Annotated in this window: 16 protein-coding genes; 5 read left to right on the forward strand and 11 right to left on the reverse strand. The window is 44.6% G+C overall.

From position 1 onward, the window contains the following. Window positions 1-122 precede the first annotated feature (122 nt). Window positions 123-2651, forward strand: a complete 2529-nt coding sequence (locus tag HYN43_RS14755) for a zinc-dependent metalloprotease (protein WP_205589777.1) — start codon at window positions 123-125, stop codon at window positions 2649-2651. Window positions 2652-2776: 125 nt separating this feature from the next. Here HYN43_RS14755 and HYN43_RS14760 read toward each other — a convergent pair whose 3' ends face one another. Further along, window positions 2777-3316 (reverse strand): peptidoglycan-binding domain-containing protein, encoded by a 540-nt coding sequence (locus HYN43_RS14760; RefSeq protein ID WP_119410080.1) that lies wholly within the window; start codon window positions 3314-3316, stop codon window positions 2777-2779. 303 nt (window positions 3317-3619) lie between these two features. On the opposite strand from HYN43_RS14760, the gene HYN43_RS14765 reads away from it, so the two are divergent. The 3 genes from HYN43_RS14765 to HYN43_RS14775 are packed head-to-tail and all read left to right on the forward strand — an operon-like array spanning window position 3620 to window position 4816. Continuing rightward, a complete protein-coding gene (locus HYN43_RS14765) occupies window positions 3620-3946 on the forward strand; it encodes an ArsR/SmtB family transcription factor (protein WP_119410081.1) in 327 nt (108 codons plus the stop codon). A gap of 5 nt (window positions 3947-3951) precedes the next feature. After that, a complete protein-coding gene (locus tag HYN43_RS14770) occupies window positions 3952-4416 on the forward strand; it encodes an SRPBCC family protein (RefSeq protein WP_119410082.1) in 465 nt (154 codons plus the stop codon). After that, window positions 4406-4816, forward strand: a complete 411-nt coding sequence (locus HYN43_RS14775; protein WP_119410083.1) for an LIC_13387 family protein — start codon at window positions 4406-4408, stop codon at window positions 4814-4816. Before HYN43_RS14770 ends, HYN43_RS14775 begins: the two co-directional genes overlap by 11 nt. A 79-nt stretch (window positions 4817-4895) precedes the next feature. On the opposite strand, the gene HYN43_RS14780 is transcribed toward HYN43_RS14775, so the two are convergent. The 5 genes from HYN43_RS14780 to HYN43_RS14800 form a co-directional block, all read right to left on the reverse strand. Next, window positions 4896-6026 (reverse strand): AAA family ATPase, encoded by a 1131-nt coding sequence (locus tag HYN43_RS14780; protein WP_245446917.1) that lies wholly within the window; start codon window positions 6024-6026, stop codon window positions 4896-4898. Further along, complete coding sequence (locus tag HYN43_RS14785; RefSeq protein ID WP_119410085.1) at window positions 5995-6705, reverse strand: RNA ligase family protein; 711 nt, start codon at window positions 6703-6705, stop codon at window positions 5995-5997. The genes HYN43_RS14780 and HYN43_RS14785 overlap by 32 nt, the downstream gene beginning before the upstream one ends. Window positions 6706-6913: 208 nt before the next feature. Continuing rightward, a complete protein-coding gene (locus HYN43_RS14790) occupies window positions 6914-8380 on the reverse strand; it encodes a glycoside hydrolase family 30 protein (protein WP_119410086.1) in 1467 nt (488 codons plus the stop codon). Between the two features lie 23 nt (window positions 8381-8403). After that, window positions 8404-9399 (reverse strand): L-glyceraldehyde 3-phosphate reductase, encoded by a 996-nt coding sequence (mgrA, locus tag HYN43_RS14795; protein ID WP_119410087.1) that lies wholly within the window; start codon window positions 9397-9399, stop codon window positions 8404-8406. A 40-nt stretch (window positions 9400-9439) separates the two neighbouring features. After that, window positions 9440-9877 carry a hypothetical protein gene (locus HYN43_RS14800; RefSeq protein WP_119410088.1) on the reverse strand — a complete coding sequence of 146 codons (438 nt, stop codon included), beginning with the start codon at window positions 9875-9877 and terminating at the stop codon, window positions 9440-9442. A gap of 134 nt (window positions 9878-10011) precedes the next feature. On the opposite strand from HYN43_RS14800, the gene HYN43_RS14805 reads away from it, so the two are divergent. Next, the gene (locus HYN43_RS14805) at window positions 10012-10590 is read left to right on the forward strand and encodes a Crp/Fnr family transcriptional regulator (RefSeq protein ID WP_119410089.1); all 579 of its coding nucleotides are present in this window, start codon (window positions 10012-10014) and stop codon (window positions 10588-10590) included. An 8-nt stretch (window positions 10591-10598) separates the two neighbouring features. Here HYN43_RS14805 and HYN43_RS14810 read toward each other — a convergent pair whose 3' ends face one another. The 5 genes from HYN43_RS14810 to HYN43_RS14830 all read right to left on the reverse strand — a co-directional run bounded on the left by HYN43_RS14810 (window position 10599) and on the right by HYN43_RS14830 (window position 15503). Beyond that, window positions 10599-11240: a hypothetical protein gene (locus HYN43_RS14810; RefSeq protein ID WP_119410090.1), complete on the reverse strand. Its 642-nt coding sequence runs from the start codon at window positions 11238-11240 to the stop codon at window positions 10599-10601. An 82-nt stretch (window positions 11241-11322) separates the two neighbouring features. Next, window positions 11323-12192: a hypothetical protein gene (locus tag HYN43_RS14815; RefSeq protein WP_119410091.1), complete on the reverse strand. Its 870-nt coding sequence runs from the start codon at window positions 12190-12192 to the stop codon at window positions 11323-11325. Window positions 12193-12353: 161 nt separating this feature from the next. Beyond that, window positions 12354-13970 (reverse strand): M56 family metallopeptidase, encoded by a 1617-nt coding sequence (locus tag HYN43_RS14820; protein WP_119410092.1) that lies wholly within the window; start codon window positions 13968-13970, stop codon window positions 12354-12356. A 13-nt stretch (window positions 13971-13983) separates the two neighbouring features. Further along, window positions 13984-14388, reverse strand: coding sequence for a BlaI/MecI/CopY family transcriptional regulator (locus HYN43_RS14825; protein ID WP_119410093.1), 405 nt, complete (start codon window positions 14386-14388; stop codon window positions 13984-13986). 281 nt (window positions 14389-14669) lie between these two features. Further along, window positions 14670-15503, reverse strand: coding sequence for a phosphatase PAP2 family protein (locus HYN43_RS14830; RefSeq protein WP_162996491.1), 834 nt, complete (start codon window positions 15501-15503; stop codon window positions 14670-14672). Window positions 15504-15915 lie beyond the last annotated feature (412 nt).

Here is a 15915-nt window from a genome sequence, read left to right on the forward strand (position 1 = left end):
TCTTAAAATCAAGCAATAAAACTGCAGGATAATTACCCTTAAAACAGGTTTATTATCCTGCTTCATAGCCACCGCTTTGCCCAATTTTTTACTACCAGGAAACAGACAAACTAATCAAACTAATGCATAATTACCAAAAACAAGCCGGCCGGGCGCTGATGCTCGCTGCCGCGCTTACGCTGGCTTTTGGCACTGCCGATGCCCAGAAAAAATCAAAAAACGCTACGGCTGCGGTTGATACGGCCAAAGCTAAATCATTAGCGCTACTGGCGGCCGCCAAACCGGCCACTACACTTAAGCCCTACAAAGAAGTTGTACCGGCTACGGCTAAAACCTTGAAAAGCTTTTTTTCGCTGCACCTTGTTGCCGATAGGTATTTGTTCGAGATTCCGGATTCACTGTTAAAAAAGGATATCCTCGTGGTATCGCGTATTGATAAAGCGCCAACAGGTTTCAGGCTGCCGGGCGGCTATATGAGTTATGCCGGCGACGAAGCGGCTCAATCAGTCATCGAGTTTGAAAAAGTGCCCGGCGACAAAATTGTAATGCGTTCGGTTGCCTTCCGCGAATTCTCGAACGATACCACCGAAAACGGTTTGGCCCGCACGTTAATCAACAGCAATTACCAAACTATACAAGGTGCATTCCCCATTAAAGCATTGAATAAGGAAGGTAAAAGCAGCGTGATTGACATGACCGATTTTATCAACTCGGACAATAGCATTTTTGCTATCGGCGAACCTTTTGTACGCAACTTTTTAGGCTTCATGGCTACCGACAGAAGTTTCATTGATGACGCTAAAGCTTTTCCTACCAATGTGGAGATCCGGTCGGTAAAAACATATAACCAAAAACCGGGACCTAACGGTACCCCGCCGCCTTTTAGTTTTGAGTTTAACAGTTCGATTGTGTTGCTGCCTGCTGTACCCATGAAAGCCCGTTTGGCCGACCCAAGGATAGGTTTCTTCTCCAACTCCTATATCGATTTTGATGCTAACCCACATGGCGTGGCAAGTACCAGCTATATATGGCGCTGGCGTATGGAGCCAAAGGCCGAAGATATGGATAAGTATAAACGCGGCGAATTGGTTGAGCCTCAAAAGCCCATTGTTATTTATGTTGATCCGGCCACGCCAAAAAAATGGATTCCTTACCTTAAACAGGGCATTAACGATTGGCAGGCCGCTTTTGAAAAAGCAGGTTTTAAAAACGCCATCGTAGCTAAAGATGCCCCGCTTAACGATTCGACCTGGAGCATTGATGATGCCCGCCACTCGGTATTGGTTTACAAACCATCTGCTATACCTAATGCTATGGGTCCGAGCATTAAAGACCCACGCACGGGCGAGATTCTGGAAACACACATCAACTGGTATCACAGCGTAATGACTTTGGTACAAAACTGGTACACTGTACAGGCCGGCGCTATTGATCCGCGGGCACGCAAGCCGCAATTAGATGATGAACTGATGGGCCAGCTGATCCGCTTTGTATCATCGCACGAAATTGGGCATACTTTGGGTTTGATGCATAACTTCGGTTCGTCATCAACCGTACCTGTTGCCAACCTGCGTAACAAAGCATGGGTTGAGGAGCATGGGCATACCCCATCCATTATGGATTACGCCCGTTTTAACTATGTAGCCCAACCCGAGGATAACATTTCAGAAAAAGGCATTTTCCCGCGCATTGGCGATTATGATAAATGGGCCATTGAATGGGGCTATAAATTGATTCCGGATGCCAAAACCACCAACGACGAAAAACCTATCCTCAATAAATGGATGATAGACAAGCTGGCATCGGGTAAGCAATATTTTTACGGCAGTCAGGTTGACGCCTACAGCAATGACATTTACAAAGGAGGTAACCTGGACCCCCGCGACCAAAGCGAAGATCTTGGCGATGATGCCATGCTGGCCAGCACCTACGGCATCAAAAACCTGAAACGTGTAGTACCCAACTTAACCGCCTGGCTAAAAGAGCCTAATGAAAACTACGATAAAATAGCTGATATGTACACCGAAGTGGTTACCGAATACGGGCGTTTTATGGGCCACGTATTAAAAAACATAGGCGGTGTATACACTACCCCCAAAACCACCGAACAGGCAGGACCGGTTTTTGAAGTAGTTGAAAAAGCGAAACAAAAAAGAGCGATGGCATTTTTGCAGGAGCAGCTTTTTACAACCCCCTACTGGCTGATTGACGGTAAACTTTATGATCGCAGCACTACCGATTATAATTTGGTTACCAGGGTGCAAAAAGGTGTTGTATTACAGCTTATCAGCCCACAACGCATAACCAATATGATTAGCGAAGAACACCTGTATGGCGATAAAGCGTACAGCGTTACCGAAATGCTTGGCGATTTGAAAAAAGGCATTTTTTCTGAGCTCACAACCCATACGACAATCAGCATTTACCGTCGCGACCTGCAAAAAATTTATGTAGAGGCTTTGATCACAAACATCGTTAAACAATCAACCGGTATTGATAATGATGCTCTTTCGATATTAAAAGCGCATGCCAAAACATTATCAGCACAAATGAAAGCTGCCTCGGCCGGTGCCAATGCCACCACAAAGGCTCATTTAACTGACCTTTGCGAACGCATCAACAACGCATTGAAACCAAAAGACAACGCATAAAAATCACCGGGACAATAAGAAACTAAAAATACTCCTCGTTCTTTATTTTTTAACCTTCAGTGAAAATCAGTTTTAGTTTAACCAACAAAAGCGCTGCCTGGAGTGGCGGCGCTTTGTATTTTCACTCAATGCCCGTTATCTGACCAATGCGGCGCATCGGTAACCAACTTATGTACATTATAAGTATTAGCTGCCACGTGCAAATCATGGTTACTGTTATCGCGCGGTGTTGATGAAATAACCTTTTCCGTGCCATCGGCGAGCTTAATTTTTAACACCCCGGTCCAGCTTACATTCATATCGATAGCCGTGCCTGTTGAATGCTTGGTTGGATACGCCGGACGAAAAACAATCCCGTAACCATCCACCATTTGTTGGGCTGCCTTCACAGATTCGTCGGCCGAGGCATGAACCCAATTAATATCTACGCCTTCAAGTTTAGGTGCATCCTGGGGCTTTATTGTTTTTTTGGCAATATCAAACGATGTATGCATTAAAAAGGCCCGTTGTTTGGGTCTTAACGTAGCCGAAATTTTAACCGTTGCCCCGGCCTTAATCAGCGCATCATAAAAAGCCTGTAAATTTTCTTTAAACGGCGATGTTAAATCGCTTATTGACTTGCTTGTAGGGTATCTGCCTACCCATTGCGGACCGCTTAGTTCCATAGTGTGTTTTTTTAAGATTTAGGACGATATTTAATAGATTCTAATATAATGATAAACAATGCATTATAAAAATTCATATTTAAAAAATTAATAAAACATTGGTGTAGCTGATGTAATCCTCGTGTCCCCTCAGGGTCCTCTGTCGAGAGACCCTGAGGGGACGAGAAATGCTTGTGTAGCAGATGTAGCCCTGCCTCTCTCCACAAAAAATAAAATACCATTTGCATTTTCGAAAACAATTAGTAAGTTTACACTTACGGTAAGTTAAAACTTACCAATAAAAATATCCGAACAAAATTGCTTATGAGTGCTTTAAAACTGTCCGACCTGTCATTCAATGCCCTTGGTGATCCTACACGCCGTAAGATATTCGAAAAACTGCAAAACGGTCCTTTAACAGTAGTGCATATAGCTGCCGACATGACGGTTAGCCGCCCCGCAGTATCCCAGCATTTAAAAGTACTAAAAGAGGCCAGGCTGATTCAGATTACCCGGCAGGGTACCCGCAGCGTATGCGAGATTGACCGGGAGGGAATTTTAGCCATGCGAAATTATTTAGATCAGTTTTGGGATGAGGCACTCGCCAACTTCAAAAAACTGGCAGAAGCCGACGAACAATCAAAAAACTGAAAATAATGGAAACAATTAAGCTTACAACAATCAAAAAAGAAGTATTGGTAAACGCCTCGCAGGAGACTGCCTTTAACGCATTTACCGGCAAAATTGACCTCTGGTGGCCCAGAACCCATCACGTAGGCAAATGCCCGATGATCGAATTGGTGCTTGAACAAAAACAAAACGGCCGCTGGTTTTCAAAGCACGAGGATGGCTCGGAAGTTAACGTAGGTTACTTACTCGCCTGGGACCCTTATCAAGCCCTTGTTCTCGCCTGGCAAATAGATGGCAATTTTCAGTACGTACCCGAACTGATAACCGAAGTAAAAGTTAACTTTATTGCAGAAAGCCCAACCCTAACCCGCGTAATACTTGAACACCACGATCTGCAAAAACTAATGGGCGGCAGCAAAGTGATTGAAAGTATGGACCAGGGTTGGGGCATGATTATTAACCTTTATAAACAAGTAGCAGATGAAGCCTAAAGTTTTACTACGCATCGCGGCAATATTTATACTGCTGCACACCATCGGCCACACCATGGGTGCCCTTACCTGGACCGAGCCGCCCACCCCCAAAGTTGGCACCGTAATTATCGGCATGCAAACCGAACATTTTGATTTTATGGGCCGGAGCGTTACGCTGGCGGCATTTTTTAACGGTTATGGTATCAGCATGATCCTGGTATTATTATTTGCAGCTTTGCAGTTATGGTTACTGAGCAATATCTTCTCCAAACCGATGATGGTGCTTATGAGTATTTTTCTGGCCGGCCTTGCTATTGTCGAGTTTATTTATTTTTTCCCTTTGCCTGCTATACTTACCGGCGTTGCGGCGGTTTGTACCGGGTTTTCAGTTGCTTTGCATAAGCAAAAAAGCATTTAAATATACTCCTATAACTTAATATGATCGGGATGTTTGCATAAGGCACCCCGATCATATTGGGTGAGATAACCGATGCCAATTATTCGGCATCGGTTACAGAATAAAGTACTTCATGAGCTTCCCACAAAGCCGGCACTTCCAGTTTATCGGTCAATTTTTCTAACGCGGCATCAGGTATTGCTGCTTCACGATTTCGGTTCTGCTTTAGTAAATCGGCATAAGGCACCTCTACATAAATTATTTTTACAGATGCCTTATAGGTGGTAAACAACTCAACCAATTGCATACGCATTTGCCGGGAGATGTTGGTAGCGTTCCAGATAAAGCCTTGTTGTTTTCGTAAAAAAATACGGGCCTGTTCTTTTGCCTCCTGTATCACCATGCCGTTGCCACTTTTGTATGTAGGCGATATGCCCCGTGCAATCCGGATATCATCAAGCGATACCACAGGCATATCCGGATAATACTTTTTGATATAGGTATTTTTTCCTGCTCCGGGTAGTCCGCTCATCAATATTACCTCAAAAACTGGTTGTTCAAACGGTACATAGTCCGGGTAGGTATCTTCCCTTTGCATGTAGTACATTTTCGCTTCGTTCGTTTCAAAATTATGGGCATTACCCCAGCAATTTTGTTCACGGCAAAAAGCTTCAAAGCAGTCAACTTTGTACAGCATATCATCCTGATCGTCACAAATCCGACCCAGTACATCGGCCCTGGCCAGCAGGGCAAGCCATTGGGTATTTACCTCCATGCCTGCCATAATAAGTGCTTTTACAGGATCGGGCTTTTCAAAAATCCAGAGCGGCAAACCATGGTAACGTACCAAACCTACCACCTGCTCGCGGATGGCCAATGGCGTTGGTATATCCCGGTACAGGATTTGCCTCGCAGTCATAGCGCCTTTACGGGCGTGTCCGTTTGATGTGATCCGTCCATCGGGCTCAATTACCGTTGTGCTGTATTTTTCAACGTCGTGCAGTAAAGCGGCAGCCCACAAAATCTCCTGCTGCTGTGTAGGAAGTTGTTTGTAGGACGGCTCTGTTAACAGCGCATCAAGCACCATTTGGGTGTGAATAGCCACATTGCCTTCGGCATGATAAATTGCATCCTGCGGCACATCTTCCATCCGCTTTACCCAATCAAAGCGGGTTTCGAGGTATGCCCAGGTTTTATTTTCAGTAATGGTCCACATAGGTACCTCCTTCATTTTTTAAGGGTGCACGTTTCCAGCTGCGTGTCCAGTGCTGGTTAGTTTTAACGTGCCCTTTTCGTACATATTTAAATACATTACGTGCAAAATCATCCACTCCGTAAGCATCCGCATTGCGGGATACTATTCCCTCGATGGTTGAGGGCTGTCCGTTTGATATATCGTACGGATCAAAAGTTCCCCTGCCTTTGGTTAGCTCCAGCGTGTCGCGCTCAAATATCATTTGATCTTTAGGCAGATGAACTATTGCCAGTTCGGTCACGGTTGGCAGCCCGATCATTGCGGCATAAAATTTAGTTTCTTCCCAGCTCAGCCATCTGTCATGTTCGCGGATGCCGAACACATAAAAATGATGTTCGAGGTTTCTGTATTCGATAGAATGAATGGCGTAAAGGTTTTCGAGGAAAATCTCCAGATCGCCCAGGTCATTTTTAACCAGTTGCCAGAACCTGCGGATACTCTCTGTCCAGGCCGAAACAGTTGGTGCTGCGTGCGAGCGTGCAAAAACGCCATTGCGCGATAAGCAGTTGTTCTCGCCATCCAGTTTTTCGGTATGGATAAGCGTGGGTATTTTTTGTATATGTTGCCAATAGTCGTGCTGTATCCTGTCGTCGCTGGTGGTACCCGGCGAAAACGGATAATGATACGTACGACCATATTTTTGTGATATAGCCATGTTGTAAAATTTTAATTAAAAGAAATAGAAATTCACCTCCTCCCCTGGGATGGGGAAGCTCATTAAACGTTTATGCTAATGAGATTACATGGCTCAAATTTTTGAGAGTTTTTGTTACTAATGATGCAAAGATAGCAAACCGGCGGCTTAAAACAAAAAACCTCCCGGCATAAACCGGGAGGCCAACAACACTTTCAAACTAATTGCACTACTCAATAACTACGGTTGCAATTGAATGTGCAAGACTTTTGGTTTTGGCGGCTTTGCCTTTTATCCATAAACGGTAATCAATATCGGCATCGGTTTTATTCATTACCACAACAGCCAGTTTACCATCGGTATTTACATAAGCCGTAGTAAGCAGGTTATTACGGCTTGATGAGCTTGCGATGCGTTTGGCACCGGGATGGATAAATTTAGAGAACTGGCCCAGGTAATAATAAGCATTGGTGTAAATCAGCTTATCGTTTTTGGTATCGTAATGGATTGGTGCCATACAAAAGTTACCTACGTGGTTGGGGCCGCCTTTTTCGTCCAGCAATACGTTCCAATCTGTCCAGGCTACGGTGCCGATGTTAAAATCGTTTATCATAGATGCGCCGTATTTTTCTCCGAAACCCCAGTCGGTATATTTTTCGGGGTTAAAATCGGCGGCGCAGCCTTCGGTAAGCATCAGCGGTTTATCGGGGAATGTTTGGGCAACCATGCGCTCGTTTTCAAAGTTCATGCCTGCACCCTGCGCGGCTATGTCTTCGTACCAGTGATAGGCAACACCCCATACATATTTGGCCGCTTCCGGATCTTCCAATACGGTGCTTACCCGTTGGTACATCAAATCGCGGTTATGATCCCAGATCAGCAGTTTTCTGTCTGCATAGCCTGCTTTTTTCATGGCCGGGCCTAAAAAGTTCTTGATAAAATCGCGTTCTTCTTCGGCAGTGAATACACACGATTCCCAGGTTTGCACGGCCATTTCTTCGTTTTGCACGGTGATACCCCAGATCGGGATGCCCCGCTTTTCGTAAGCATTGATAAATTTGCCGTACAGGTTGGCCCAACTTTGGTTGTATTCGGCTTTGAGTTTGCCGCCGTGCAGGGCATCATTATTGGTTTTCATCCAGGCGGGCGGGCTCCAGGGCGAGGCAAACAGCGTAAGCTTACCACCTGCCGCTGCCAATACCTCTTTAATAAAAGGCACGCGATATTTCATATCATGGCTGATATCGAATGTTTTCAAGGCCACATCGCCATCCTTTACATAAGCATAGGTGTCGCTCGAAAAATCGCAACTCTGGATATTGGTACGCCCAAGCGTGTAAGCTATTCCCTTATCCTTGTCGTAATAATCAGTAAGCACCACCTGCTGTTTGTCTTTAGGCATCTTATAAAACACCTCGGCCGAGGCATCAGTGAGTGCACCGCCAATTCCCAGCATGGTTTGGTAAGTTTTGGATGGATCGACAAAAATGGTGACCTCGTTCTCCAAGGGCTGCGGATAAGCTTCAAACTGTAGCGTGCCGCTTTCGGTTATCTTTTTTTCGGTGTTTTTGGCAGTTACATAAAGCTTAGCCGTTTTTCCATCGACAGAAAAAGGCGCCTTCTGGGCCTGAGCCAATCCTGCCGATAACAGCAGCAGGGCCACACCCAGCGGACGGATATAAAATTCTCTTCTCATAATTTAGGTTGATTTGATTGGTTTTATGCCAGTATGCTGTTAATCAACTTCAACTCCTCCTCGCTAAATGAGGTGTTTGCCAAACAGCCTATCGAATCGGTTACCTGCTCAGGTTTACTTGCGCCTATCAATACCGAAGTGATGCGCTTATCCTTCAAAATCCATGATAAAGCCATTTGTGCCAAATTTTGCCCACGCTGTAAAGCAAGCTCATTTAGTTTTGCAGCTTTAGCTATGTTTTGTTCGGTTATAGCATCTTCATCAATAGCACCATTACCGCGATGAGCGGCAGCCCTTGAACCTTCGGGGATACCTTTCAGGTATTTATTGGTTAACAGCCCCTGTGCCAGTGGAGAGAACGGGATGCAACCAACACCTTCATCTTCCAATACATCAAGAAGGCCACCTTCAACCCAACGGTCAAACATCGAGTATTTAGGCTGATGGATAAGGCATGGCGTACCTAACTCTTTCAATACGGCCACGGCCCGCTCGGTTTCGGATGCGCTGTAGCTTGAAATGCCCACGTACAAAGCCTTGCCCTGGCGTACCATCAAATCAAGCGTACCCATGGTTTCTTCTATAGGTGTTTCGGGATCCGGGCGGTGGTGGTAGAAAATATCCACATAATCCAGGCCCATGCGTTTAAGGCTTTGATCTAAACTGGCAACGAGGTATTTTTTTGAGCCCCAATCGCCGTAAGGGCCATCCCACATGCCCCAACCGGCCTTGCTCGAGATGATGAGCTCATCGCGGTAGCTTCTAAAATCATCTTTTAAAATACGCCCAAAAGTTTCTTCGGCCGAGCCCGGCGGCGGGCCATAGTTGTTAGCCAGATCAAAATGGGTGATGCCTTTATCAAAAGCCAAACGTAAAATATTGCGGGCATTCTCCAGGCTATCAATACCGCCGAAATTGTGCCATAAGCCCAGCGATACCGCCGGTAATTTTAAACCGCTGTTACCGCAACGGCGGTATTCCATATCCTGGTAACGGGTTGGATTGGGTAGATAGGTCATAATATTTATATATGAGTTTATTAATTTTCTGTTATGTTAATTAAAGGCCGAATGCCTTAACCATAATTTCCAGATCGGTTACTCCCCTAAAACCGCTGAAACCCACCGAAAGTTTTGTACCATCGGCAAGCGTTAAAGGCTGGCCTCCTTCCCATCCAATCAGGCCGGGGGCTTCAATGCCATTGCCGTTTTCTTCCACTTCGCGGTTAAATACCATACGCTCATATTCGCCGGTTTTTACGACGGTTAGCCATACCTGGCTGGCCTTTGTCCAGGCCACCCTGTACGATTGGCGCAGACGGGGTTGATTGGAGCCAAACATTTTGCCGTAAACCGTTCCGTCATCAGCTATAATGCATGCGGCCAGGTTTCCGTTCGAGATTACCCGGTCGTTTTCATCCTGCATATAAACGGGTATCAGTTTTTCAATTTCGGCAAAGGCGTTGTTAACAATAGCATCGAGCACGTCGTTTCTCATTTTTTTCGGAAGGTTTATAACGACGTAAAATTGAGACATCCGCCGCGATAAATCCATTGAACTGGGACAAGAAATGAAATTATTTACCACCCGGCACTTGCAGGTATACTTACCATCGGGCTTATATTTGAGCCATGTTTCAAAACATCAATAATTATGCAGCACGGTCTGTTAACTTAACAGAGGCAGAAACAGCGCTGTTTAATGAGATTCTCGAATATCGTAAAGTGCCCAAAAAAACACGACTGCTTGCAGCGGGTGATATCTGCAATTTTGAGGCTTATGTAAATAAAGGCTGCATCCGCGAATACATTATTGATGAAAACGGTGCCGAGGTAACCCTGCAATTTGCCGTTGAAGACTGGTGGGTAAGCGATCTGGCCAGCTTTCAGGATCAAAGCCCCGCCTACATGAATATCGAAACATTAGAAGATTGCGAATTGCTTATCCTCAACCGCGAAAGCAAAGAGCGCCTGCTTGCCGAAGTGCCCAAACTTGAGCGTATGTTCAGGCTTATGCTGCAAAGGCATCTTACGGTGGTGCAAAAGCGTTTGTTTAAAACCATAGCCACTACAGCTATGGAAAAATACCAGGAGTTTATTAACCGGTATCCCGGCATACCGCAAAGGGTGCCGCAGCATTATATTGCTTCTTATTTGGGGATCTCGCCGGAGTTTTTGAGTAAGTTGAGGGCGAGGGGGATGAAGAAGTAAGCGATATGCTACAGGAATTTTCTGTAGTTAGTTTTCCAGTACTGCTTAATGAAGCCCCACTTATAACTCTTATATTTATCAATTTTATCAATGGGGTATTCCCGGATAAGTTTCTCTTTAGTTCTATTTATCTTAAAAATAAATATGCCCATCTTCTCATCACCATTGCATCCAAGCCCCGAAATGAAGCCGATTGGAATTGCCTGAAAGTTGACTATTTTGAACAAATAACTATTCCAATTTAAATCACCACATCCCGCCCTTTCATATGAATAATATAAGTTGTTACTTCCCAATCCCGCCGCGTAAGCGAAATTCCTAAAATTGTTAACCTCTATAAAATTATGCCTATGTTTATTGTACAAGTAAAGGTTGTTGTCGTTGGGTGTGTTTGAAACATATTGTATAAGAATATCCTTATAGCCATCTTTATTGAAATCAATAAATTTCATTTCCCAAATACCGAATTCATGTAAGCGGCTTACTATTCTCCGTTTTGCTTTTACCTCTACCACGGTATCACTGTTACTATAACTGATACTATAAAGCACACCGTCAACCCAGGCACTTGCAGTTTTAAAGGTATTATGTTGGGCAAATAACAAATTGGTATAAATAAATAAGATAGTGGTGATAAGAAAGGTTTTCATTGATATGGATTACACAACCAATATAAAGTAAAAATGGCGCATCACAATATACGATGGACCATTTTTACCGGAAGCGAATTAATCAATTACGATGAATATGCAGTCCATTAAACTGCTTTTTACCATTCTCGTACGAAGAATTGCCCTGCGCAAAGCGTTTGTATTTTGCTGCGTATCTTTTAAACACGCTATCTGACTGTTTAACACCATTAACAATCAGTTCTTCACTGTTAAATGACATATCGTGTAGCGCTTCCTCGTTTGCGATAATGCCATCTTTCACTAAATCGCCGGTCATCTGTTTTAATAATCGTTGATCTTCGGCGGCCCGTTCCTGATCTTTTTTAGCCTGTATTTGATCTAAGCGGGCCTGTTCCTGGTCGCGTTTAGCCTGCACCTGATCACGACCGGCCTGTTCCTGATCGCGTTTGGCTTGCTCCTGGTCGCGGACAGCTTGTTCCTGGTCGCGTTTGGCTTGCTGCTGATCGCGGGCAGCTTGTTCCTGTTCCGTTTTGGCATGTTCCTGATCTAAACGGGCCTGCTCCTGGTCGCGTTTGGCTTGCAGCTGATCCCGACTGGCCTGTTCCTGATCCCGTTTAGCCTGTTGCTGATCGCGCATGGCCTGCTCCTGGTCTTTTTTTGCCTGGATCCTGTCTTTTTTTATTTGCTCGCGGATGGCGGCAATCTCTTTGCTGTATTCGCCCCATCTTGCCAGCGGAATCGTTTCGCCATCAATGGCCAGTGAGGTCATTTTGTCTTTCAGCAATTCAATCTGGTAGGTTTTACCGTTCCAATGGGTTTGGATTTGCTCGCGGCCGTTGCTGCTGAAGTTAGCATAATTGTTATACGGGTCGTAAGCAGTTTTTTTTGTGGGCTTTTGTGCGTTAGCTACTGCTGCAAACGCTAAGGAAACCATCAGCAGCGTGCTGATTTTGAAATAATTTGTTTTCATTTTTTGTTGATTTAAAGGTTAGAAATCGGGCAATAGCTTTCCCCTCCGCCATACAGGCGGTTTTAAAATTGATAATTAAGATTTTAAGATTTAGCCATACTCCGGCCTCTAAAACAGGGTGCACTCCTGCCTCATCAACCGGTAGAAAAGAATTTGATTACTTACTCCTGAACGTTTGTTTTGCTTTTAATAGGTTCTGTTTGAGGTTTATTAACATGAGCCTGATCACGTTTGGCCTGTTCCTGGTCACGCCGGGCCTGCTCCTGATCGCGCATGGCCTGTATCTGATCCAGTTTAGCCTGCGCCTGATCACGCATGGCTTGTTCCTGATCCCGTTTGGCTTGCTCCTGGTCGCGACGGGCCTGTTCCTGGTCAAGCTTTGCATGCTCCATATCAATGCGGGCCTGATCCTGGTCGCGTTTAGCTTGCAATTGCTCGTTATTAAACTTGATTTTATCGGCCGATATTTGCGCGCTTTCACGCTCGGCCTGCTGCTTTGCAGCCAATGCGTCCTGCTCAGGCCGCTCCTCCGTAGCAGAAACCGGTTGTGCATTAACCATAGTTTGCTCATCACTTACCGGGGTAGGTTGTGATAATGGGATAACTTGTTTCTGTTTTAAGAGCTTTGGTTTATCTGCCGGTTTACTTGTAACTGCAGGTTTTGTGCTTGCTGATTTGGTTATAAGATACTGCTGTTTATGCAGATACTTGTTGCTATTTTCGTGCTTGCTAACTTCCCTGATCTGCGCGATAGCCGCCGTGGCAATAATGGCCGAGAGGATCATGAGGCCGCTTATCAGGAATGCCTTTTCGCCGGTAGTTATGGTTTTATTTTTATGCCCCAGTATGCGGCTTACCCTTTGCAGCAACTGGTTCTTTTTACCCGGGAAAGCTACCGCGTAATTGTTTCCGTAAAGCGAATGCTCTTTAAAACTGATGAGTGCCTGTATAAATTCCCGTTTATTTTTTGTTTGGGCGAGGGCAATATCGTCACAGCAGTTTTCGCGCTCATCACGAAGTAAAGCCGAAATCCATAGCAAACCCGGATTAAAGAAAAACACGGTTTCGGCAATGGTTTGCAAAATATTAACCAGATAGTCATGCCTGCGGATATGGGCCAGTTCATGCAGCAACACGGCCTCTACCTGTTCGGGCGGTAATCCGGCCAGTAAGCCCACCGGGATCAGGATGAGCGGTTTCAGGTGACCGATAACCATAGGCATTTTTACATAGCCCGATTCAAGCAATTGCACAGCCTGCTTCAACTGCAGTTTTTGGCAAAGCTGCTCAACCCTGTTTTTCCAATAGTCTGAAGGTTCGGATACCTGCCTGTACCTGGCCAGGCGGATAAATACCAGGCCACGCATCATCCGCACCCATCTAAACAGGAAAAACACAAACCATAACAGCACAACCATAGGTGCATTGGCTGTAAAATAGTTAATGCAGGCATAAGCAAAAGCCCTTACACCATCGCCATTAAGGCTCAATAAGGCTGTTGCTGTACCCCCTATCGCCCTGCCCAACTGCATCATGTTTTGCTGAGGGTGTTTATTCAATTCCCAAACAAACGTAAACAGGCAGGCTCCCACAAACAGTAAAAACTGCGCAAGTATCAGGTTATGCCTCAGTACCGAACCGGCCTTTTTGGTAAATAACATCACCAGCGCACTCATAACAGCCAGCACCAAACCCTGCCATAGCGAATGGATCAGCATCCAGCTAAAAGCTTGTATGAGGTTTTGGGTGATGGTGTTGATGTTAAGGAGCAGGTGCATATCGGTAAATATTTTACTGTTTATCGTCCATGTTGTTAAGCAGCTCTTTTATTTTTTTGAGTTCTTCGGCCGATGTTTTATCATTACCCAGCAGGGCCACCATCAAATCGCTCGGCGAACCGTTATACATCGAATCAACAAAGCGGCCAAGCAGGTTTCCTTTTACCTTGCTTTCCTCAACTGCGGCGCTGTAAACGTGCTTCATATTGGTTTCATCGCGCTCCAGCATCCCCTTCTCCTTCATTACCTGCATCAGCTTCAGGGTGCTGGTATAAATTACGGCCTCCTTTTGCTCGTTAAGCTTATCATGCACAAACCTCACTGTGGATGGGCCATACTGCCACAGCACCTGCAAAACATCCATTTCGGTTTTGGTGGGTGCCGGATCGGCAGCAATATCCTTTTTAAACAAACTCATAAACCAAAGGTATGTATTAAAAACGTACGTTGCAATAGGTAAGAATAATTTATGGTGAGATTTTTAAATAAAATAACACAAAATACTTTAAATCAGATAGATAATTTATAAATCCAACATATAAGCCGGCAAGGCACATAGTTTACTCACCCGGTCTACGCTTCGCTGGACCACCCTCTGCGGCAAGCCGCAAAGAGGGTAAAAAAATCAAACAAAAAAAATCCCCTCTTTACATTTACGTAGAGGGGGGTTACAAGCGATCTCGTGGTGAGTAACGCCGCTTAAAAACTTTTGGCAAAGGTTAGCCCAAACCTTCCATCCTGGTAAGTGGGCAGCAAGAATGAACTGTTATTCTTTTTTTCATTACCGCCACGGAATACGCTGTTACGGATAAGCGGATACAAATAATAAGCCGCCTTGGTAGACAGGATGCCGAAACCGGCTCCCGCTATAATATCGCTAAACCAATGTTTGTTATTGTATACCCTTAAAATGGCTGTAGTGGTTGCAAAAGCATAGCCAACACCGCCGTATATAGGCGAACGTTCGCCATATTCCTGGGCCATAAACTCGGCAGATACAAAGGCATTGCCGGTGTGACCAGACGGAAATGATAAATTATTGGAACCATCGGGCCGCATGCGGTGGGTAACACGTTTTAAACCAAAGGTGGTACCGGCAAATATGGCCTCAGAAAGTACCAGCAACATGGTACGATCAATAAAAGTATTTTTACCATGGATACCTAATGCGTTTAAACCGTAAACGGATATTATCGGCGCATACTGCAGATAGTTATCAACATTGGTATGAAAGCCCGGATGATCCTTATTAAGATCATCGCGAACGCTATAATCCAAATTGCGTACAACCTTCACTTTTAATGATAGTAAACCATACGCAACAAAAGCCGCAGGCGGTATGTATGAAGGAATTTTACTTTGAAGGTGTTTAACCGTATCGGGCAACGTAAGGATATTACGGGCCGAATCTTTTTGCAAGGAATCCCTTTTTATGGCATCCTTTTGTAATGTATCCTTAACCTGGGCATAAGAAGGCAGCGCAAACGAAGCTGCCAATAGCATCGAAATAAAATAAAACCTGAACTTTTGCAAAGAATCCCCCTTATTAAGCGCTGAAAAACACAATGATACAATTCAATTCTGTAGAATTTCTGAAGCGAGTAAACAATAAATTAACAGCCTGTTAACGTAAATTATACCTGATATGTTGTGTTGTTTGAACCGGGATTTTGGGGATGGGTGGATTTTTTTTGTCTGAACTCGAATTTGGGGGAATTATTAGAATTTCTTGAATTTGATTAGCATTCTGTATAATTCCTTAATTCCCCCAAATTCGAGTTCAGACAAAATCCAGTCATCCCAAAAATCCCCCCAAATCCCTGTTCAGAAAAATCAGCGTAATCAACGTAATCGTTTCCAATCAACGATTTTAATTGTTCTTTTAACAATAAATAAAATTACCTATGTTTGGTCTGCATCCAATAAACCACCAAACAGCACCTAA

This window comes from Mucilaginibacter celer (genome assembly GCF_003576455.2).
Taxonomy (GTDB): domain Bacteria; phylum Bacteroidota; class Bacteroidia; order Sphingobacteriales; family Sphingobacteriaceae; genus Mucilaginibacter; species Mucilaginibacter celer.

Excerpts from the sequence above, each read along its gene's own strand:
- HYN43_RS14755 (WP_205589777.1), top strand. The coding sequence starts at position 123 with ATGCATAATTACCAAAAACAAGCCGGCCGGGCGCTGATGCTCGCTGCC.
- HYN43_RS14760 (WP_119410080.1), bottom strand. The coding sequence starts at position 3,316 with ATGGAACTAAGCGGTCCGCAATGGGTAGGCAGATACCCTACAAGCAAG.
- HYN43_RS14765 (WP_119410081.1), top strand. The coding sequence starts at position 3,620 with ATGAGTGCTTTAAAACTGTCCGACCTGTCATTCAATGCCCTTGGTGAT.
- HYN43_RS14770 (WP_119410082.1), top strand. The coding sequence starts at position 3,952 with ATGGAAACAATTAAGCTTACAACAATCAAAAAAGAAGTATTGGTAAAC.
- HYN43_RS14775 (WP_119410083.1), top strand. The coding sequence starts at position 4,406 with ATGAAGCCTAAAGTTTTACTACGCATCGCGGCAATATTTATACTGCTG.
- HYN43_RS14780 (WP_245446917.1), bottom strand. The coding sequence starts at position 6,026 with ATGAAGGAGGTACCTATGTGGACCATTACTGAAAATAAAACCTGGGCA.
- HYN43_RS14785 (WP_119410085.1), bottom strand. The coding sequence starts at position 6,705 with ATGGCTATATCACAAAAATATGGTCGTACGTATCATTATCCGTTTTCG.
- HYN43_RS14790 (WP_119410086.1), bottom strand. The coding sequence starts at position 8,380 with ATGAGAAGAGAATTTTATATCCGTCCGCTGGGTGTGGCCCTGCTGCTG.
- mgrA (WP_119410087.1), bottom strand. The coding sequence starts at position 9,399 with ATGACCTATCTACCCAATCCAACCCGTTACCAGGATATGGAATACCGC.
- HYN43_RS14800 (WP_119410088.1), bottom strand. The coding sequence starts at position 9,877 with ATGAGAAACGACGTGCTCGATGCTATTGTTAACAACGCCTTTGCCGAA.
- HYN43_RS14805 (WP_119410089.1), top strand. The coding sequence starts at position 10,012 with ATGTTTCAAAACATCAATAATTATGCAGCACGGTCTGTTAACTTAACA.
- HYN43_RS14810 (WP_119410090.1), bottom strand. The coding sequence starts at position 11,240 with ATGAAAACCTTTCTTATCACCACTATCTTATTTATTTATACCAATTTG.
- HYN43_RS14815 (WP_119410091.1), bottom strand. The coding sequence starts at position 12,192 with ATGAAAACAAATTATTTCAAAATCAGCACGCTGCTGATGGTTTCCTTA.
- HYN43_RS14820 (WP_119410092.1), bottom strand. The coding sequence starts at position 13,970 with ATGCACCTGCTCCTTAACATCAACACCATCACCCAAAACCTCATACAA.
- HYN43_RS14825 (WP_119410093.1), bottom strand. The coding sequence starts at position 14,388 with ATGAGTTTGTTTAAAAAGGATATTGCTGCCGATCCGGCACCCACCAAA.